This is a genomic window from Mobilibacterium timonense, assembly GCF_900155555.1.
Lineage (GTDB): Bacteria > Bacillota > Clostridia > Peptostreptococcales > Anaerovoracaceae > Allobaileyella > Allobaileyella timonense.
In genome coordinates, this window is the sequence record NZ_FUHN01000007.1 from 441028 (window position 1) to 460240 (window position 19213).

Sequence of the window (19213 nt, forward strand, 5' to 3'; positions counted from 1 at the left end):
TAAACAGCAAGGCCTTCAAAGGGCCGGCACACTAAGGAGATAACTATAATGGCAAACATGGATATAAATAACTCCGATGTTTCCGGAACAAGAGAAACAGTCCTGCCCCCCCTGTCCAGGACGAAGGGACCAACTGTGACGATGTTCGCACCGTACGACTGCAACAACAGCTGCCCTTTCTGTGTCAACAAGAAAGAGTACAGGGACACATCCAGCTTCAGCATCAAGAGGTGCTATGACGCCCTCGATATAATGGACAGGATCTTTCCAGAGAACGACGTCGTCCTGACCGGAGGTGAACCGCTGGCTGATCTCAACGCTCTTCAGAGCATACTGGATCACATCAAGCCATCCCATCATATCTACATCAACACCACCCTTCCTACCAACGAGACCAACACAGAGGAAGTCGTGGCAGCATTCCTGAACAGGAACGCCGACAAGATCTCCTGCGTGAACGTGAGCCGCCATCTGAAGCACTACGTCAAAGAGTGCTCCGATGACATCTTTTCCATGCTGAATGTACGGCACAGGATCAACTGCGTCGTGTTCGACGATACCACCAGGGAAAAGCTGAGGGCGTTCCTCGACCGCTTCAACGGCCACGAGGTCCAGCTGAGGGCAAACTATTCGAAGCTCACGCTTGACAACGTCTTCAAGACGGAGGATGACGATCTTTTCCACCTGATAGAGTCTATCTGCAGGTACGAAGGCCAGCTTGAAAAAGAACTGTTCCGCACGGGATTCGTTTTCTCATACAAAGACAGCAGGATCACTTATCACAAGACTCTTCCTTACAGCAAGATAAACGGCCGCATCGGAGACATCATCATCCGTCAGACAGGCTTTATCTACGACGACTGGAACGACTACGGCGAACAGCTCAATATCAACGATCTGATCCTGTAGATCTCTTTAAAATCTGAACATGCGTTCTTGATTAATCTCCTTCCGTGCTGTATACTTCCAGAAGGATCAACCTTCTGATCTCTCCGTTTAAAAACGGAGAAGACTATCCACAGGGAGGAATACAGATGAAGAAATGTGAAGAGCGGCAGAAGGCAATACTCAAGTACATGAAGAAGACCGTGCAGAACAAGGGTTTTCCTCCGACGGTGCGAGAGATATGCACAGCCCTGAACATAAGATCAACTTCTACAGTTTACAGTGATATCAAGGCTCTGGAGGCGGCAGGACTCGTCCGTAAGGACCCGAGCAAGCCGAGAGCCCTCATGATAGTAGATAAGGAAAAGAATCGCTCCAGAGAGTCCAGATCTTCCGCCCAGTCGCAGAATTCCGGGAAAAAGACTGATGTTCAGCCCGCGGATGTGGTCGAGCTTCCGGTCATCGGACGCGTTGCGGCGGGCACCCCGATACTTGCTTCACAGAACGTGGAGGACACTTTCCCTGTTCCATCCAGGTTCATCGGGAGCGGTAACAACTTCATGTTAGTGGTACATGGAAACAGTATGATCAACGCCGGGATCAACGATGGGGACTACCTCATAGTCAACGAGGATCCGGCGCCGCGTAACGGAGAGATCGTTGTGGCTCAGATCGCAGGAGAATTCGATCAGGAGACCACGGTCAAGACATTTTACAGAGAGAACGGACACATCAGGCTCCAGCCTGAAAACGATTCCATGGATCCCATCATAGTCGACAACACACAGGAGATAAGAATAGTGGGCAAGGTCAAGGGAGTTTTCAGATACATCAACTGACCGTTTGTCAGGAGCCCCTGCACCGGAGCCATTCCGGTAAGCGATTTCTGCTCCTGAGAACCGCCCTGTAAGGAGGCACTATGCCAGCTCATTACGCACATTACGTGTTCGGATCAAAAGTCACCAGAAAACTTCCTGAGGATATCAGGGAAATAATAAACAGAGACGGTGATTCTGTGGATGCTTATCTGCTCGGTTTCCAGGGGCCGGATCCACTAGCCTTCTACAAACCATGGTTTCCCAACGACATCAACAACGAAGGAAATTCGATCCACGACAGATCTGGAAGATTTTTCTTCGCCCGGGCCCTTGTCTACCAGCACGAAGAGCCCTGTAATGCGAGATGTGCATATCTTCTGGGGTTCATGTGTCACTACATGCTGGATTCAGCATGTCATCCACTGGTATCAAGATACATGGCAAAGGAAGGCATAACCCATGCACTGGTCGAAAGAGAGTTCGATACCACACTTATAGAGAAAGACGGAAAGGATCCGAAAGGTCTCGACCTGGGCGTTATGATACCGACTAACAGCGATCTTGGTGAGATCATTTCCCCTCTTTATCACTCGGCCGGCTCCACGAGAATGCAGGAGAGCATCGTATCCATGAAAAGGATACTTGATCTTATGGCCTCCCCTGACGATGGATTCCGCAGGAGAGCATTCAAGGTCATGTCCAGGATACCTTCCGCCAGAGATCACGCAGACATGATCGTGAGAGACCAGATGACCTCATACACGAAGGAAAGCAGCAAAGCACTTGAAGAGAGACTTGAGAATACGGTAGGACCTTGCGTACATGAGATGGAAAACCTTCTGGAATGCATGAAGGAGGACAAGCCTCTCAGTAAACGCCTGGCGCTCAACTTCATGGGACGGAGCGTATAACCGGAATATATTCAGGCTACGGCTTCCGCATATTACCAACAGAACATGCAACGTCAAGAAGAGGGTCACCCGCATATCGTGCGGATGACCCTCTCTTCGTGTGTCTTTTTATATGTTTTTCTGTGTTTCTGCTCTGAGCCCTCTCTGATGCTTTACCTGATGGTATCTCAGATGAACATCTCCGCGCCGTAGGTGATGAAGGACACTATCAGCCCCGCGATCACCACACCAAGGCAGACCGCAAGAAATGCCTTTTTCCAGTCCATCTCCAGCACCGCGGCCACCAGGCATCCCGTCCATGCGCCTGTGCCGGGAAGCGGTATGGCCACCAGTATCACCAAACCGAGGAACTCGTACTTGTCTATCACGTCCTTCTTGCTGAGGGCCTTGTTCTCCATCCTGGTGACGAAGTTGTTGAGCTTCTCGCTCTTCTTTCTCAGCCACGAGAAGACTTTTGTCGTGAACATGATGAGAAAAGGTACAGGTATCACATTGCCGATGAGAGCGCACACCAGGGCGCTCTTCACGCTGAGGCCGGCAACAACACCATAAGGTATGCCGCCCCTCAGCTCTATTACCGGCAGCATGGATACCAGTATCGTCATTAAAGCTGCTTTCAAACTATGCTCCTGTCCCGGATACTACGCTTCCCTGAGGAAAGCCATATATCCTTTTTCCGCCTCGTACAGATCCGACTTGCTCACTGCCTCCCATGGTGCGTGCATGCTGAGGACCGCGATGCCGCTGTCCACCACTTCCATGTTGTAGAGGGCCATGATGTACGCGATGGTACCGCCGCCACCGACATCGACTTTTCCGAGCTCCGCGGACTGGAACATGACGTTGTTGTCGCTGAAGATCCTTCTCAGTCTCCCAAGGTACTCGGCATTCGCGTCATTTGAGCCGCCCTTTCCCCTGCTTCCGGTGTACTTGTTGAAGACGATGCCCCTTCCGAACTGGGCTGCATTCGCCTTGTCGAATTTGTCCGCGTAAAGCGGATCATACGCGGCGCTCACATCCGATGACAGCATCCTGCTCCGGCTCAGCACCCTCTTGAGATTCAGCTCAGAATAGATGCCCATCCTGTCCAGGACTTCCCTCAGGGCGTTTTCGAAGAATTCAGACCTCATGCCTGTGGCGCCTACGCTCCCGATCTCCTCCTTGTCCACAAACAGGCCGCATGCGGTCTTGGCAGGAGACTTCACCTTCAGCATAGCAGTTGCCGATGTATAGGCACAGCATCTGTCGTCCTGTCCGAATCCCAGGATCATGGATCTGTCCAGGCCGGCCTCTCTGGCGCTTCCAGCCGGCACGATCTCCAGCTCCGCGGACCAGAAATCGTCTTCTTCTATGTCGTATTTCTCTTTCAGGAGCCTGAGGACGTTCTGCTTTACCGCATCCTTCTGATCGCCGTCTACAGGGATCGTCCCCATGATCACGTCCAGAGCCTCGCCATCTATGACCTTCGATGCCTTCTTTTCCATCTGATCCTGAGCCAGGTGGATGAGGAGATCACTGATGAAGAACACCGGATCAGCAGGATCTTCTCCGATGGTCACCTTAACCACTGTGCCATCTTTCTTTGCCACCACGCCGTGGATCGCCAGAGGCATGGTCACCCAATGGTACTTCTTGATGCCGCCGTAATACTGAGTGTTGAGGTATGCATACTCATCGGACTCGTAAAGAGGATTCTGCTTCACGTCCAGTCTCGGGCAGTCGATATGGGCTCCGAGGATGTTCAGGCCGTCCCTTACGATGTCATCTCCTATATTGAAGAGGACAACTGACTTGTTCATGTTCACCGAATAGACCCTGCTGCCCTTTCCCAGCTTCTCTCCGTTCCTGATGACCTCTTCCAGATCTCTGTAGCCCTCTGCCTCTGCCATCTTGACGATCTGATCCGCGCACTCGCGCTCTGTCTTGCCGTTGTTAAGAAAATCTATATATCCCGCACCGAGATCGTCCACAGCCTTGAGTTCTTCCGCAGAATATCCGGTCCAAGCATTCCTTTCCTTCATCATTTCCCTCCTGTAAAAACTGGCGAAGCACTGCTCCGCCAAATGATATCAGATCAACGATAGAGATTCTACCACATAGCTCGTCATTCCGCAAAAAAGGACCGCCGCCTGGCGGCAGTCCTTTTCGTAATGCGTACTTCTGCGGGTGATAGCACAGAAGCTACTGGTTGATCCTCCTCTTTACATAGGAGGTATGAAGCGCGTGATGTGCCTTCTCGCTTCCCGGTTCTCCGAAGTACTCGTTGTACATCTGAATGATCACCGGGTTCTCGTGAGACTTTCTGATCGGCTTGTTCTCATCCAGCTCGTAGAGGCCTTTTGCTCTCAGCTTTCTCACATCGTTGAAATTTCTGATCTTCGATGCAACGTGAGGCTGACCTCCGCCGTTTACGCAGCCGCCAGGGCATGCCATGATCTCGATGAAGGTATAGTCTCCCTCGCCCGCTCTTACCATGTCCAGCACCTTTCTGGCGTTTGCCAGTCCGGAAGCTACGGCGACCTTTATCACGGTCCCGTTCAGGTCATAAGAAGCCTCCTTGATGCCCTCTACTCCTCTTACGTCCTTGAAATCGAGCTGCTTCAGCTCCTCGCCCGTTATCTTCTCAACGGCCGTTCTCAAAGCAGCCTCCATAACGCCGCCCGTGGCTCCGAAGATGACTCCTGCGCCTGTGTACTCGCCCAGAGGGTTGTCGTAAGGCTCATCCGGCAGACTCATGAAATCGATGCCCGCCTCGTTGATCATCCTTCCAAGCTCTCTCGTTGTCAGGGCGTAATCCACGTCAGGATATCCTGCTGCTGCCTGGTCGTCTCTTCCCACCTCGAACTTCTTGGCAGTGCAAGGCATTACGGAGACAGAAACGATCTTGTCCACAGGAATACCCATCTTCTCGGCATAATATGTCTTCGTTACCGCACCGAACATCTGCTGAGGCGATTTGCAGGAAGACATGTGAGGGAGCAGGTCCGGATAGTAGTGCTCGCAGTACTTCACCCATCCCGGTGAGCAGGATGTGAACATAGGGAGCACTCCGCCGTTCGTCACTCTCTCGATCAGCTCGTTTGCCTCTTCAACGATGGTGAGGTCGGCAGAGAAGTTGGTGTCGAACACCTTGTCAAATCCCAGTCTGTGGAGCGCAGCGGACATCTTGCCCTCGCACTCAGTTCCGATAGGATATCCGAAGCACTCTGCCAGTCCGACTCTCGTGGAAGGTGCAGCCTGAACTATTACGACCTTGTCCGGATCCTCGATAGCCCTCTTGACATCCGCGATGGAATCTTTTTCATAGAGAGCCCCCGTAGGACATGCGACGATACATTGACCGCAGTTCACGCAGCTGGTCTCGGAAAGAGGCATACCGAATGCTCCTCCGATGTACGTGTCGAATCCCCTCTCGTTCGTGCCGATGGCTGAGATCCCCTGGAGGTTCTCGCAGGCGCCAACGCAGCGGCGGCAGAGGATGCACTTATTGTTGTTCCTGACGATAGATGCAGAGCTGTCATCGATCTCGTAATGGTTCTGCTTGCCGTCATAGTAGTGGCTCTTCTCCACTCCATATCTGGTGCACATCTCCTGAAGCTCGCAGCTTCCGCTTCTCCCGCAGGCCAGGCAGTCCTGGTCGTGGTCGGAGAGAAGAAGCTGGAGAGTGGTCTTTCTGGACTGGATCACCTTCTCAGTGTGGGTATGTGCCACCATTCCGTCTGTGCAAGGGTATACGCAGGAAGTCACCAGGCCCCTGGCTCCCTCTACCTCGCAAAGACACATTCTGCAGGCACCGATCTCATTTACATCTTTAAGATAACAGAGTGTAGGGATATCGACTCCGGCGGCATGGGCTGCCTGGTAGAGAGTAGTACCCTCCGGAACCGTGACCTCAATGTTATCTATAGTTACTCTTATATCTCCCATGATAACCTCCCACTACTTCCGTGTGATCGCACCAAAGCGGCAGTTGTCCATGCAGGCACCGCATTTGATACATACTGCAGTGTTGATAACGTGCGGCTTCTTGACCTCTCCTGAAATCGCGTTCACCGGGCAGTTTCTCGCACAGAGCGTGCAGCCCTTGCACTTGTCAGGATCGATCTCGTATCTCAGGAGAGCCTTGCAGACACCGGCCGGGCATCTCTTCTCCTTGATATGTGCGACGTACTCATCTCTGAAGTAGCGCAGCGTCGACAGGACAGGGTTTGGCGCCGTCTGTCCCAGTCCGCAGAGGGAGTTCGCCTGAACGTACTTAGCCAGGTACTCCAGCTTGTCCAGGTCTTCCATTTCGCCCTTGCCCTCTGTGATCTTGGTCAGGATCTCCAGCATTCTCCTGGTACCTATCCTGCAGGCTGTACATTTTCCGCAGGACTCGCTTACTGTGAACTCCAGGAAGAACTTTGCGATATCGACCATACAGGTATCCTCATCCATTACGATGAGTCCGCCGGATCCCATCATGCATCCGATGCTCTTCAGGTTCTCGTAATCGATAGGAATATCATAGTAAGTGTAAGGGATGCAGCCGCCGGAAGGTCCACCGGTCTGGGCCGCCTTGAACTTCTTGCCGTTTGCGACTCCGCCTCCGATGTCCTCAATGACCTCTCTCAGCGTAGTTCCCATAGGGATCTCCACAAGTCCTGTGTTGTTGACCTTTCCTCCCAGAGCGAACACCTTGGTTCCCTTGGAAGTCTCGGTGCCCATGCTGGAGAACCATTCCGCTCCCTTGTTGATGATCTCAGGGATGTTGGCATAAGTCTCAACGTTGTTCAGTATAGTAGGGCTCTGGAAAAGTCCTTTTACTGCAGGGAACGGAGGACGCGGGTGAGGCTCACCTCTGTTGCCCTCGATGGATGTCATGAGCGCGGTCTCTTCTCCGCATACAAAGGCTCCTGCGCCCAGCCTCAGCTCTATCCTGAAGTTGAATCCGGAATCGAAGATGTTGTCTCCCAGCAGTCCGTATTCCTCGGCCTGCTTAATGGCGATCTTCAGTCTCTTTACTGCGATAGGATACTCTGCCCTTACATAGATATATCCCTGATCAGCACCGATGGCGTATCCGGCGATGGCCATGGCCTCCAGCACTGAATGAGGGTCTCCCTCGAGAACAGATCTGTCCATGAATGCACCAGGGTCGCCCTCGTCGGCATTACAACAGACGTACTTCTGTACTTTTCCTCTGTTTCCGGAAGCGAACTTCCACTTCTTTCCGGTAGGGAACCCTGCGCCGCCTCTGCCTCTCAGGCCGGAATCCAGGATGACCTGGATGACCTCGTCCGGTGTCATCTCCGTGAGGACCTTGCCCAGGGCCTCGTAACCGCCGGTACCGATGTACTCCCTGATGTCCTCAGGGTTGATGAGTCCGCAGTTTCTCAGGGCTATACGCACCTGCTGCTTGTAGAAGTTGCTGTCGTTGATGGAAAGGGAACCGCTCTCGTCTGCAGTCTCCTCGGTGAGGCGGTACTTGTCCACGACACGGCCCTTGACGATGTGCTCATCCACGATTACGGCTGCTTTTGCAGGGGTGATCTCCTGATAGTAAACAGCACCAGGGTGAACTACGACGATAGGTCCCTTTGCGCACAGGCCCTGACATCCGGTAGCTACCACCTGGACTTCGTCCTCAAGGCCTGCCTCTTTTATCTTACTCTTGAAGGTCTCGATAACTTCACCACTGTGGTTCGAATCACAGCCTGTTCCGCCGCAGACCAAAACATATGTATGAAACATCTCAAGACCTCCTAAATATCAACCTTGCTCAGGGTGAAGTCGGCGATAGGCTTCCCGCCGATGATGTGCTTTTCGATGACTTCGTCTGCCTTGTCTGCAGTCATGCGCACGTAAGTCACCTTGTCTTTTCCAGGCTCGAACACCTCGACGATAGGCTCGTATTCGCACATTCCTATGCACCCCGTCTGCTCTACAACTACGTTCTTAAGGCCCTTTTCATTAACATCCTTAACCAGCTCGTTCAACACTGGTCTTGCGCCTGCCGCGATCCCGCATGTGGCCATTCCCACTACGATCTTGGTGGTATCGTCGTCCTCGGAGCGAAGACCTATCTGGCCCTGCATGCTCTCACGGATAGCCTTGAGCTCTGCCAATGATTTCATTACTTATTCCTCCATGCTTTCTCCCCTATCTACGGCCTCCTGGTTTTCGATAAGGTAAGATCTGATGAACTCTGACACTTTCGGGTCGCTCAGCGGTACACCATCAAGTATCTCTCTGACCTCTCTGGTGTCCAGCTTGAAGCTCCGTCCGTCCACTTCATAGGTATAAACAAAATCCACATCCTTGTTTTCAGATGTGGTTACCAGCATGCAAATGCTTGAGTTGATGTCTCCGAGGGGCATGCAGTCTATGTGATCCCTGTGAAAAAGAGCTTCTACCACTGTCCCTTTCCCCTCTTCAGACTTAATGCTGAACGTGCCGCCTGTACACTCTGCTTCCTGCTTAAGAAATGGTATACCCAGACCCACTTTCCGTGTCGTTCTGGAGGTAAAAAAAGGATCTTCTACTTTCGCAAGCTGCTGCGGGCTCATGCCGGACCCGTCGTCAGCAATCGTCAGTCTCAGGGTTTTTTTACGGGTATCCAGATCTATTGATATCTGCACCAGGGATGCTCCTGCCCTGGTGGAATTTCTTGCTATGTCGATCACGTTCAGGGAGATCTCTGTCAGCATCTGATCCTGGCCTTATCTATACTTCTGGATTATCTCGTGGACCTTGTCAGGAGTAGCCTTGCCGTAAACCTCTCCGTTCACTATGAAGACAGGAGCAAGTCCGCACGCACCCACACAGCGGCATGTATCCAGTGAGAACTTCCTGTCGCTGGTGCACTCACCGTCCTTGATGCCCAGCTCCTCTTCCAGCGCATCCAGGATGGCGGCGGCGCCTTTAACGTAGCACGCGGTCCCGAGACAGACTGAGACCTCGTTCTCTCCCTTAGGGGACATGGTAAACTGAGCGTAGAAAGTAGCAACTCCGTAGATCTTCTCGATCGGAATGCCTGTACCATCTGAGATCATCTTCTGGACTTCATACGGAAGATATCCGTAGATCTCCTGGGCTTCCTGCATGATAGGCATCAGAGCGCCCTTCTCGTCCTTGTGGGACTCGATCACCTTGTTGAGCCTGACTTCCTGCTCGCGGGTGCCCTTGAAAGGAACATTTGAAACTTTCATGGGTTCATACCTCCTTAATTGAATATCACCTTTCTTGATAATTATACTGTCGTGCACGATGCATTTCAACCATGATGGTCGTTTAAATAGTGTCAATCCCTTGATAAATGAATGGCTTCAGGGTGTGCTGCCATTTCTCTGGAATATGCATGAAATGCATAAAGATCCTTAATTTATCGAACTGATTGCGTCTTTATATTTATTTCATACCATGATAAAATAATCACGCAAGATATTTTTTCTCATTTGGGGGATAGGGAGGTCTGTATGACTTTGCGAGAGATCCAGAGGCTCCTGGACGGTCGTATTCTAACCAAGACTAGTAACCTGGACATCGAGCTGAACAGCGCGTTTTCATCTGACATGATGAGCCACGTTCTTGCTTATGCAAATGACAAATCCATACTCATAACGGCACTTTACAACCCTCAGGTCCTTAGGACCGCTGACCTGATGGGGATCTCATGTGTCATTTTCATAGGAAAGAACAAGCCTGAGCCGGAGATAGTGGCACTGGCCAATTCCCTTGGGATAACCATTCTTCAGTCCCCGTACTCAATGTATGTCACCTGTGGTCTTCTCTATTCGAACGGACTGAAAGGAACTAACTAGGATGTGTGATCACCAGCAGTGCATCCACCTGACATACAACGTATCGGGGGATGATTTCACCACAGCAGGCGAAGCCAGCAGCAATTTCAAGAAGAAGCTTATGGACCTGGGTGTTGACAGAAAGACTATCCGCCGGGTCTCTATTTCTATGTATGAGGGTGAGATCAACATGGTCATCCACGCTAACGGTGGTGTCATCGACGCTTACATCTGCACGGACCACATCGATCTCATACTGAAGGATCAGGGCCCCGGTATACCGGACATAGACAAGGCGATGCAGGTAGGATACAGTACTGCCCCTGCCCAGGTACAGGCTCTGGGCTTCGGGGCCGGCATGGGGCTGCCTAACATCAAGAACAACACAGATGATCTCTCCATCGAGACTGAGCTCGGGGTAGGAACCACACTCAGGATGAGGATCAACTTAGAGGACTAGAGTATCACCACAGGCAGCGCTTTCGCTGTCTTTTTATTAACGCAATTTTCCCTTTCAGAAGCACGTAATGCGCTGTTAGAATACAAGGTCAGAGGTGAAAGACATGAACGTCAGAAGCATAACAGAAAACCTTGGTCTGGAGGTCATCAATCTGGGCTCCGGCATGGATATTTCCGTCAGCTCGGTAGAATGCTGTGATCTCCTCAGCATCGCCATGGGAAATCTCCCGCCGGACTGCGCCTGGGTCACCGTAATGTCGAACATCAACACCCTTGCAGTCGCTTCACTTACGGACGCAGCATGCGTTATCCTGGCGCTGAACACGCAGGTCACCGATGAATTCACGAACAAGGCCGCCGAAGCCGGCATCACCGTCCTCAGGAGCGAGGATGGTATCTTTGAAACAGCCCTTGCAGTACACGATCTGATATGCAGAGAATAAGCTACGATCTACACATACACTCCTGCCTGTCCCCATGTGGAAGCGATGAGAGCACTCCCGGGAACATTGTGGGCATGGCTGTCGTGGCCGGTCTTGATGCTATCGCCGTAACCGATCACAACAGCTGTCTCAACCTTCCTGCAGTGATGTCTCTGGCAGAGGCATACGGGATCACCGCCGTGCCAGGCATGGAACTCACAACATCCGAAGAAGTCCACGTGCTGTGCTACTTCCGGAGTCTTGACGATGCTATGGATTTCAGTGGCTACGTGGCGGAACACTCCATGTACATAGAGAACCGTCCCGAATTCTTCGGTGAGCAGCTCATCATGGACGCTGACGACAATATTACAGGCAAAGAAAAAAGGCTGCTCCACACGGCCAGCCAGATCTCTTTTGATGACGTTTTTAAATTGCTGAAGGGATTCCACGGACTGATGGTCCCCGCGCACATAAACAAGTCCACCACCAGCGTTCTCAGCAACCTTGGAATGCTTCCCGACGACTCCGAATTCACCGCGGTGGAGATCCAGACTCCGGATAAGATCCAGGAGCTCCGTGAGAGATTCCCGTATCTCCAGCGATGCCACATTCTTACAAGTTCCGATGCCCACTATCTCAGGGACATCCAGGATCCGGTACACTTTCTCCACGTAGAAGAAAACTCACCCTCCGGCATCCTGGATTCTCTCAGCTCATATCTTTGAAGCGGCAGCTCGATCAAAGCTTCATCGCAAGACTTCCTTTTCCATTTTCGAATGTGAATGTCCCGGTCGCCTCGTTTATCAGGGTGAATGCCGGCTTCACGTGGCCGATGTCGGCGTTGAAGATCACCGGTATCCTGAGGCCTCCCGCCAGCTCGTCCAGGTAGTCCTGATCTTCAGACAGTCCCTGGAACATCACCCTGCCTATCACTATGGCGGCGGCGTTTTTCATGTACCCGCAGTACTCCATCTGTATGATGAACCTGAGGAGAGATGGTGCGTCCATCGCAAAATCGTCGAGGTACCAGATGACAGGTTCATCTCCGTATCTTTTTAAGAAATCCCCGGTGCCGTCGTATGGTGTTCCCAGGAGATTCAATATGCAGTCACTGCAGCCACCGATCAGGCGGCCTGTGACGGAAAACCGGCTCTCTGACTCAGCCATGGGGCTGCCGCCACGTGATAGAATACCACTCCCTTTTTTCCGGGTGCTCTCAGGGAGAAGGAGTCTCCATCTCACCGGGGTGTCGAGATCCACATCGTCGCCGAAAGTCCTGGCCCCCTGATACATGGAAAAGGACTCCTGAGTGATAATATCTCCCTTCAGGATGCTGATGGCGTTCTTCTGGAACTGGTGGATCGGAACCCAGTCGAACGTCCCGGCGTTGAACCCGTACATGGTGGCGATGTCCAGTTTCGTGGTCACATAATACAATATGTTGGTGGGGTCGCTGGCGCCGACGATCCACTTCGGATTTTCCCTGACGAGCTCGCTATCTATATACGGAAGCATCTCGATGTTGTAATCGCCCCCGGAAGCGGAGATGACCGCCCTGACCCTTCTGTCCGCCATGAGCTGATCGAATTCCCGACCCCTGGTCTCGGCGTCCGCAGACCTGTCGTCTTCATTTCTCACGCTGCCTGTCTCCAGTATCTTATATCCCTGTGCCTTCAGGCAGTCCAGCGAACGGTCAAAAGACTCCATCTTGTGGCCCACTCCGCTGCTTGGTGCACAAACGCCGATCAAATCTCCCTTTTTCGGGAACACAGGAAAGATCATGTACGCCTCCTTTTTCTCGCTCCCCGCCTCTAAGCCAGGTGCTTCTTGAAGTTTCCTACCACGGTCTCGCCTTCGTCGACCGTCATGAACGCGTGGGGATCGATGCCCTCAACGATCTCCTTCAGCTGCGGCAGCTCGTACTTGGTGATGGCCACCATCATCACGTGCATGTCGTCTCCGGTGTATGTCCCCATGCCATCCCATGCGGTCACGCCTCTTCCCATCTCCCTGTTTACGGTCTCGGCGATGCCTTCCTTCTTGGTCACTATTATTGCCTTGATGTTGATGTTCTGGGTGTGCATCCTGTCCATGAATGTTGAACGTATCGTGGTGTAAATAAACGAGTAGATCGCGATCTGTACATTAAAGACGAAAAAGCACGTGAGATAGACCAGTGCGTTGAAGATGATGTTCACGGTCCCCACACTCAGGTTCGGATGGGTCTTTGACATGCACACTCCTATGATGTCAGTACCTCCGGTGGAGCTTCCGCCCCTTAGTATCATCCCGGATCCAACGCCGCCAATGACGCCGGCTACGACGCAGGCGGAGAGATAGTCCTGGAAAATCGGTTTTGCCGGGACCGGTACTATTGTGAGAGCCAGGGAGGAGATTCCTATAGAAAGGAGAGATTTTATGGAAAATCTCAGGCCAACGCTCCTGTAAGCATAGATGAAAAGCGGGCAGTTCATGAAAAAGTAGATTATACCGGTGATGTCGAAGTTGGCGGGTAAGTCGACACCCAGGCCATTGGCCAGGAAGTATCTGATGAGCTGGGCAGTTCCCAGAAACCCGCCATTATACAGGTTCATCGGGGTTATCAGGGTATTGATGCTAATAGCATAGATGATGTTTCCCACCACGATCCACATCAGATTGGCCAGAGTTCGGAATTTTCCTTCGAATTTATAAAAAGCGTCCATGATCCTCTTTTTGATATTGCATTCAAGAGTAACGATTGTATACAGGCCCGAAGCCTTACGGTGAGAATTCTAACACATATACACGAAGGAAACTCAAAGTATACTCGCATTATTGTATACAATTAAAGTTCCCTCCGGGAACACCCGCTTTGCTGCAGATGTTCTCCGGAGGGAGCTAGACATTCAGTCTTATTCTGTTATCGCACTCTTTTCGTCAGAACTACTTGTTCCTGATGGCAGCCTGTGCTGCGGACAGCCTTGCGATCGGAACTCTGAATGGAGAACAGGATACGTAGTTCAGTCCTACTCTCTGGCAGAAGTCGATGGTCGCAGGATCTCCGCCGTGCTCGCCGCAGATACCAAGGTGGATGTCAGGACGTGTCTTCTTTCCATCCTCTACAGCCATCTTCATCAGCTTTCCGAGTCCGTGCTGGTCAAATGTCTGGAACGGATCGTTGTCCAGAACGCCCTTAGCTATGTACTCCTTGATGATCTTGCCTGTATCGTCTCTGGAGAATCCGAATCCCATCTGAGTGAGGTCGTTCGTTCCGAAGGAGAAGAATGCAGCGTCCTCTGCGATCTCGTCGGCGATCAGTGTAGCCCTCGGGATCTCGATCATCGTTCCAACCAGGTAGTCCAGCTTCTCACCAGCCTCGGCGAAGCACTTCTCTGCGGTCTCATCGATGACCTTCTTCACCACCTTGAGCTCGTTTGCTATGCCTACCAGCGGTACCATGATCTCAGGCTTGATGTTCAGTCCGGTCTCCTTCTTGACTTCGAGAGCCGCCGTGATGATAGCCTCTGTCTGCATCTCTGCGATCTCAGGATATGTCACCGCAAGTCTGCAGCCTCTGTGTCCCAGCATCGGGTTGAACTCGTGGAGCTCGATAGTCTTGTTTACGATCTTCTCATAAGGGATGTTGAACTGCTCCGACAGCTGTCTCATCTCTGCTTCTGTGTGAGGCAGGAACTCGTGGAGCGGCGGATCCAGCAGTCTGATCGTGACAGGTCTCTCGCCCATCACCTTGTAGATTCCCTTGAAGTCGGCCTTCTGATATGGCAGGAGTCCAGCCAGTGCCTCTCTTCTCTCTTCCTTTGTATCGGCGAGGATCATCCTTCTGATCTTAGGGATCCTCTCATCCTCAAAGAACATGTGCTCTGTTCTGCAGAGACCGATGCCCTCGGCTCCGAAATCAGCAGCCTGCTTTGCATCTCTAGGGTTGTCGGCATTCGTTCTGACACCAAGTGTTCTGATCTCATCAGCCCACTTCATGATGGTGCCGAAGTCTCCGGACAGCTCTGGAGCAACAGTTTTGATGGATCCGATGTAAACGTTTCCGTCTGTTCCGTTGATGGAGATATTCTCTCCTTCTCCGTACTTGACACCGGCGATCTCCATTGTCTTTTCAGCAGCATTTACCGTGATCGCATTGCAGCCCGTAACACAGCACTTGCCCATTCCTCTTGCCACTACTGCGGCGTGGGAAGTCATTCCGCCTCTTGCTGTCAAGATGCCCTGAGCAGCGACCATTCCGGCAAGGTCTTCCGGAGAAGTCTCTTCTCTTACCAGTATGATCTTCTTTCCTTCCTCTGCGGCGGCAGCTGCATCCTCAGCGCTGAATCTGATCTCTCCTGTTGCGGCTCCCGGAGAAGCGGCAAGTCCCTTTGCAACAGGCTCGAACTTCTTGAGGTCATCTGCGTCGAACGCAGGGTGGAGGAGCTGATTGATCTGGTCAGGCTCTATCCTCATGATCGCGGTCTCCTTGTCGATAAGGCCCTCGGAGACCATGTCCACTGCGATCTTAACAGCTGCAGCGGCAGTTCTCTTTCCATTTCTGGTCTGGAGCATGAACAGCTTGTTGTCCTCTACTGTGAACTCCATGTCCTGCATGTCAAGGTAATGGTTCTCCAGGATCTTTGCGATCTCTGCGAACTTCGCATATACCTCCGGGAAAGCTTCCTTCATCTCGTCGATAGGCTGAGGCGTCCTGATACCAGCAACAACATCCTCGCCCTGAGCGTTCACGAGGAACTCTCCGAAGATTCTGTTCTCTCCGTTAACAGGGCTGCGGGTGAACGCAACTCCTGTGCCGGATGTGCTTCCCATGTTTCCGAATACCATGAGCTGTACGTTTACAGCCGTTCCCAGAGATGACGGGATGTCGTTCAGCTGTCTGTACAGGATGGCCCTGTCGTTATTCCAGGATCTGAAAACGGCCTTAACAGCCTCCATCAGCTGATCCTTAGGATCCTGAGGGAACTCTCTTCCCAGCTCTTTTCTAACTACTTCCTTGTATCCTGCAATGATCTTCTTGAGGTCATCAGTCGTCAGGTCAACGTCGTACTCAGCTCCAACCGCCTTCTTCTGGCCATCAAAGACCTCGTCGAACTTGGCCTTCTCGATCTCCATAACGACATCGCCGAACATCTGGATGAACCTTCTGTAGCTGTCGTATGCAAATCTCTCGTTATTTGTACGAGCTGCAAGTCCCTTTACAGCGTCGTCATTGAGTCCCAGGTTCAGGATCGTGTCCATCATTCCAGGCATGGATATTGGAGCTCCTGATCTTACGGATACCAGAAGCGGGTTTTCTGTGCTTCCGAATTTCTTTCCTGATACCTGCTCCAGCTCTGCCAGGTGCTCATATATCTCCTGGATCATTCCGTCGCTGAGCTGTCCGCCGTTGTCGTTGTAGTACTTGCAGGCGTCAGTTGTAACAGTGAAACCAAAAGGAACGGGCAGACCGATCTTTGTCATTTCTGCAAGGCCGGCTCCCTTGCCGCCCAGAAGGCTTCTCATGTCCTTGGAGCCTTCGTTGAAAGAGTAAACAAATTTCTCCATGTTTCATCTCCTTGATTAGAAAATCAGCTTTTCCTCAATATATTCCCTAACGTCATCCAGAGGCAGGCGGATCTGTTCCATTGTGTCTCTATGACGAATAGTGACAGTATTGTCTTCAGGCGTCTGGAAGTCCACGCAGATGCAGAAAGGCGTTCCGATCTCGTCCTCTCTTCTGTATCTCTTTCCGATGGATCCCGAAGTATCGTAATCGGTGCTGAAGTACTTGCTCATCTCCTCATACACCTTGAACGCATCGTCCTTGAGCTTGTTTGAAAGAGGCAGTACTGCCACTTTGTACGGCGCCAGAGCCGGATGGAGCCTCAGCACAACCCTTTTGTCTTCCTTGCCCTTTGCGTCGGTCACGGTCTCCTCGTGATAGGCATCAAGAAGGAAGGCCAGAGCCACTCTGTCGGCGCCGAGAGACGGCTCTATGCAATAAGGAACGTATCTCTCGTTCGTCTCCGGATCAAGATATGTCATGTCCTCTCCAGAGTGATCCATGTGGCTCCTGAGGTCGTAGTCAGTTCTGTCTGCAACGCCCCACAGCTCTCCCCATCCGAACGGGAACTTGTACTCCAGGTCGGATACGGCTGCAGCGTAATGGGCCAGCTCAGCCTGTTCGTGATCTCTCACCCTGATGTTGTCCATGTTCATCCCAAGAGAGCTCAGGAAGTCGGTCGAATACTTCTTCCAGTAGTCGAACCACTCGAGGTCAGTTCCCGGCTTGCAGAAGAATTCCAGCTCCATCTGCTCGAATTCCCTCGTCCTGAAGGTGAAGTTTCCTGGAGTTATCTCGTTTCTGAATGACTTTCCGATCTGAGCGATCCCGAAAGGTATCTTCTTTCTCGCAGACCTCTGAACGTTCTTGAAGTTTACGAATATACCCTGTGCAGTCTCAGGCCTGAGGTATATCTCTGCAGATGAATCCTCTGTCACGCCCTGAAATGTCTTGAACATCAGATTGAATCTCCTGATCGGAGTGAAATCGTGCTTCCCGCACTCAGGGCACTTGATCTGATGCTCCTCTATATAGGCCGAAAGCTCATCGTTGCTCATGCCCTCGACCACTATCGGCTCAAGACCGTTCTCCTGGATGTACTCCTCAATGAGCTTATCCGCCCTGAACCGGGACTTGCAGGCTCTGCAGTCCACCAGTGGATCCGAGAAGTTGCCCACGTGTCCCGAAGCGACCCAGGTCTCCGGGTTCATGAGTATAGCCGCATCGAGTCCTACATTGTAAGGGCTCTGCTGAACGAACTTCTTCCACCAGGCTTTCTTGATGTTGTTCTTGAACTCCACGCCCAGTGGCCCGTAGTCCCACGTGTTAGCCAGTCCGCCGTAGATCTCCGAACCCTGAAAAATATACCCTCTGCCCTTGCAGAGAGCGATGAGGGTGTTCATGTCCACGCCGTCCTGATTTCCCTTTTTCTTGTTGTCTGCCATAAAAAAATTATCCTTTTGAAATACATTGGGGACGAAATTCGTCCTCTGTTCTTACATAGCGAATTCCGGCAGAAAAATCTGCCGGATCCGCAAAGTGTCACGATTTAATTCTCTTCCGGTGTATCGGAAAGTTCCTGCTCGACCTCATCGAGGACCTGATCCACCTCCGTAGCCGGTTCTTCAGCGGCAGGTTCAACATCCTGGGCGTCATCAGAAGCCTTTACCACAGGATCCTCCTGCTGGGACTGATCTCCCTTTACTTTACTGAAGATCTCCTCCCCCTTTGCCCTGATGGAGTCCAGATTGTCCTTCAGATCAACATCCTTGATCTTGTTAAGAGTATCTTCGCCCCTCTCTCTGATGTCGCTGTAAACGTCAGTCTCCTTGATCTTGTTCAGAGCGTCTCCACCTTTCTCCCTGATGTTGGAGTAGATGTCGGTGTCTCTGATCCTGTCCAGCTGGTCGTCCGCCATGGTCTTGTACTCCTGGCCCTTTGCTCTGGCCTTGCCATAGCCCTCGATCACCTTTCCGTTGATGTCGGTCGCCTCGCCCTTGTCGTTGACGAACTCGATCCTGCAGTTGAATCCCACTGCGGCAATAAGCCCGAAGATGACTCCCCAAGGTGCAACTACGGCGCCCAGGATGCTTACTGTGAGAGGGAAGTTGAGGAGCACCTCGTCACCCTTCTTTACCACGATCCTTGACATGTTGCCCTTGTTGGCTGTCTCCTTGATCTTGTCGAACAGCTCGTTGTTCTTCAGTCCGTCCTTGAATCCCGCCTTAGGCTCTTCCTGTGTATGTTCTGAGGACTCTTCGATGTTGATGATCGCGTCTACGACGCTTCCATCGGCGGCCTCAAGGGCCTCCTTAGCCTCTCTGTAGGTCACTCCTGTTCTGTCCTTAACCAGCTCAATCTTCTCAAGTGTGATCTCCATGATGCACCT

Annotated in this window: 19 protein-coding genes; 7 read left to right on the plus strand and 12 right to left on the minus strand. The window is 52.0% G+C overall.

The window, feature by feature from the left end:
- The first annotated feature begins 48 nt into the window (after positions 1-48).
- The 3 genes from BQ7382_RS05080 (at position 49) to BQ7382_RS05090 (ending at position 2614) form a co-directional block, all read left to right on the plus strand.
- Complete coding sequence (locus BQ7382_RS05080; protein ID WP_077391028.1) at positions 49-909, plus strand: radical SAM protein; 861 nt, start codon at positions 49-51, stop codon at positions 907-909.
- A 125-nt stretch (positions 910-1034) separates the two neighbouring features.
- The gene (lexA, locus tag BQ7382_RS05085; RefSeq protein WP_077391029.1) at positions 1035-1724 is read left to right on the plus strand and encodes a transcriptional repressor LexA; all 690 of its coding nucleotides are present in this window, start codon (positions 1035-1037) and stop codon (positions 1722-1724) included.
- Between the two features lie 80 nt (positions 1725-1804).
- Positions 1805-2614 (plus strand): zinc dependent phospholipase C family protein, encoded by an 810-nt coding sequence (locus BQ7382_RS05090; RefSeq protein WP_077391030.1) that lies wholly within the window; start codon positions 1805-1807, stop codon positions 2612-2614.
- A gap of 167 nt (positions 2615-2781) precedes the next feature.
- Here BQ7382_RS05090 and BQ7382_RS05095 read toward each other — a convergent pair whose 3' ends face one another.
- From BQ7382_RS05095 to BQ7382_RS05125, 7 genes are all read right to left on the minus strand, one after another.
- Positions 2782-3234, minus strand: a complete 453-nt coding sequence (locus BQ7382_RS05095) for a COG2426 family protein (RefSeq protein ID WP_235847951.1) — start codon at positions 3232-3234, stop codon at positions 2782-2784.
- Positions 3235-3255: 21 nt separating this feature from the next.
- Complete coding sequence (locus BQ7382_RS05100) at positions 3256-4635, minus strand: aminopeptidase (RefSeq protein WP_077391031.1); 1380 nt, start codon at positions 4633-4635, stop codon at positions 3256-3258.
- 160 nt (positions 4636-4795) lie between these two features.
- Positions 4796-6541, minus strand: a complete 1746-nt coding sequence (locus tag BQ7382_RS05105) for an NADH-dependent [FeFe] hydrogenase, group A6 (RefSeq protein WP_077391032.1) — start codon at positions 6539-6541, stop codon at positions 4796-4798.
- A gap of 12 nt (positions 6542-6553) precedes the next feature.
- Entirely contained in the window at positions 6554-8347 is a 1794-nt protein-coding gene (locus BQ7382_RS05110) for an NADH-quinone oxidoreductase subunit NuoF (RefSeq protein ID WP_077391033.1), read from the minus strand.
- An 11-nt stretch (positions 8348-8358) separates the two neighbouring features.
- Positions 8359-8730, minus strand: a complete 372-nt coding sequence (locus BQ7382_RS05115; RefSeq protein WP_077391034.1) for a (2Fe-2S) ferredoxin domain-containing protein — start codon at positions 8728-8730, stop codon at positions 8359-8361.
- A 3-nt stretch (positions 8731-8733) separates the two neighbouring features.
- Entirely contained in the window at positions 8734-9303 is a 570-nt protein-coding gene (locus tag BQ7382_RS05120) for an ATP-binding protein (protein WP_077391035.1), read from the minus strand.
- Between the two features lie 12 nt (positions 9304-9315).
- A complete protein-coding gene (locus BQ7382_RS05125; protein WP_077391036.1) occupies positions 9316-9804 on the minus strand; it encodes an NADH-quinone oxidoreductase subunit NuoE family protein in 489 nt (162 codons plus the stop codon).
- Between the two features lie 267 nt (positions 9805-10071).
- On the opposite strand from BQ7382_RS05125, the gene BQ7382_RS05130 reads away from it, so the two are divergent.
- From BQ7382_RS05130 to BQ7382_RS05145, 4 genes are all read left to right on the plus strand, one after another.
- Entirely contained in the window at positions 10072-10416 is a 345-nt protein-coding gene (locus tag BQ7382_RS05130; RefSeq protein ID WP_077391037.1) for a DRTGG domain-containing protein, read from the plus strand.
- A gap of 1 nt (position 10417) precedes the next feature.
- The gene (locus BQ7382_RS05135) at positions 10418-10855 is read left to right on the plus strand and encodes an ATP-binding protein (protein ID WP_077391038.1); all 438 of its coding nucleotides are present in this window, start codon (positions 10418-10420) and stop codon (positions 10853-10855) included.
- A 103-nt stretch (positions 10856-10958) separates the two neighbouring features.
- Complete coding sequence (locus BQ7382_RS05140; protein ID WP_077391039.1) at positions 10959-11297, plus strand: hypothetical protein; 339 nt, start codon at positions 10959-10961, stop codon at positions 11295-11297.
- Positions 11285-12004: a PHP domain-containing protein gene (locus BQ7382_RS05145; protein WP_077391040.1), complete on the plus strand. Its 720-nt coding sequence runs from the start codon at positions 11285-11287 to the stop codon at positions 12002-12004. The genes BQ7382_RS05140 and BQ7382_RS05145 overlap by 13 nt, the downstream gene beginning before the upstream one ends.
- 13 nt (positions 12005-12017) lie before the next feature.
- Here the strand turns inward: BQ7382_RS05145 and BQ7382_RS05150 are convergent, their stop codons facing one another.
- From BQ7382_RS05150 to BQ7382_RS05170, 5 genes are all read right to left on the minus strand, one after another.
- Positions 12018-13061 (minus strand): S66 family peptidase, encoded by a 1044-nt coding sequence (locus BQ7382_RS05150; protein ID WP_077391041.1) that lies wholly within the window; start codon positions 13059-13061, stop codon positions 12018-12020.
- 29 nt (positions 13062-13090) lie between these two features.
- Positions 13091-13984, minus strand: coding sequence for a YitT family protein (locus BQ7382_RS05155; protein ID WP_077391042.1), 894 nt, complete (start codon positions 13982-13984; stop codon positions 13091-13093).
- Between the two features lie 220 nt (positions 13985-14204).
- Entirely contained in the window at positions 14205-16826 is a 2622-nt protein-coding gene (gene ppdK / locus BQ7382_RS05160) for a pyruvate, phosphate dikinase (protein WP_077391043.1), read from the minus strand.
- 15 nt (positions 16827-16841) lie between these two features.
- Positions 16842-18269 (minus strand): glycine--tRNA ligase, encoded by a 1428-nt coding sequence (locus tag BQ7382_RS05165; protein WP_077391044.1) that lies wholly within the window; start codon positions 18267-18269, stop codon positions 16842-16844.
- A gap of 104 nt (positions 18270-18373) precedes the next feature.
- Complete coding sequence (locus BQ7382_RS05170) at positions 18374-19204, minus strand: DUF4342 domain-containing protein (RefSeq protein ID WP_077391045.1); 831 nt, start codon at positions 19202-19204, stop codon at positions 18374-18376.
- Positions 19205-19213 lie beyond the last annotated feature (9 nt).

Excerpts from the sequence above, each read along its gene's own strand:
- BQ7382_RS05125 (WP_077391036.1), bottom strand. The coding sequence starts at position 9,804 with ATGAAAGTTTCAAATGTTCCTTTCAAGGGCACCCGCGAGCAGGAAGTC.
- BQ7382_RS05105 (WP_077391032.1), bottom strand. The coding sequence starts at position 6,541 with ATGGGAGATATAAGAGTAACTATAGATAACATTGAGGTCACGGTTCCG.
- BQ7382_RS05115 (WP_077391034.1), bottom strand. The coding sequence starts at position 8,730 with ATGAAATCATTGGCAGAGCTCAAGGCTATCCGTGAGAGCATGCAGGGC.
- BQ7382_RS05100 (WP_077391031.1), bottom strand. The coding sequence starts at position 4,635 with ATGAAGGAAAGGAATGCTTGGACCGGATATTCTGCGGAAGAACTCAAG.
- BQ7382_RS05090 (WP_077391030.1), top strand. The coding sequence starts at position 1,805 with ATGCCAGCTCATTACGCACATTACGTGTTCGGATCAAAAGTCACCAGA.
- BQ7382_RS05145 (WP_077391040.1), top strand. The coding sequence starts at position 11,285 with ATGCAGAGAATAAGCTACGATCTACACATACACTCCTGCCTGTCCCCA.
- BQ7382_RS05135 (WP_077391038.1), top strand. The coding sequence starts at position 10,418 with ATGTGTGATCACCAGCAGTGCATCCACCTGACATACAACGTATCGGGG.
- BQ7382_RS05165 (WP_077391044.1), bottom strand. The coding sequence starts at position 18,269 with ATGGCAGACAACAAGAAAAAGGGAAATCAGGACGGCGTGGACATGAAC.
- BQ7382_RS05150 (WP_077391041.1), bottom strand. The coding sequence starts at position 13,061 with ATGATCTTTCCTGTGTTCCCGAAAAAGGGAGATTTGATCGGCGTTTGT.
- BQ7382_RS05140 (WP_077391039.1), top strand. The coding sequence starts at position 10,959 with ATGAACGTCAGAAGCATAACAGAAAACCTTGGTCTGGAGGTCATCAAT.
- BQ7382_RS05120 (WP_077391035.1), bottom strand. The coding sequence starts at position 9,303 with ATGCTGACAGAGATCTCCCTGAACGTGATCGACATAGCAAGAAATTCC.
- BQ7382_RS05110 (WP_077391033.1), bottom strand. The coding sequence starts at position 8,347 with ATGTTTCATACATATGTTTTGGTCTGCGGCGGAACAGGCTGTGATTCG.
- ppdK (WP_077391043.1), bottom strand. The coding sequence starts at position 16,826 with ATGGAGAAATTTGTTTACTCTTTCAACGAAGGCTCCAAGGACATGAGA.
- lexA (WP_077391029.1), top strand. The coding sequence starts at position 1,035 with ATGAAGAAATGTGAAGAGCGGCAGAAGGCAATACTCAAGTACATGAAG.
- BQ7382_RS05170 (WP_077391045.1), bottom strand. The coding sequence starts at position 19,204 with ATGGAGATCACACTTGAGAAGATTGAGCTGGTTAAGGACAGAACAGGA.
- BQ7382_RS05080 (WP_077391028.1), top strand. The coding sequence starts at position 49 with ATGGCAAACATGGATATAAATAACTCCGATGTTTCCGGAACAAGAGAA.
- BQ7382_RS05130 (WP_077391037.1), top strand. The coding sequence starts at position 10,072 with ATGACTTTGCGAGAGATCCAGAGGCTCCTGGACGGTCGTATTCTAACC.
- BQ7382_RS05155 (WP_077391042.1), bottom strand. The coding sequence starts at position 13,984 with ATGGACGCTTTTTATAAATTCGAAGGAAAATTCCGAACTCTGGCCAAT.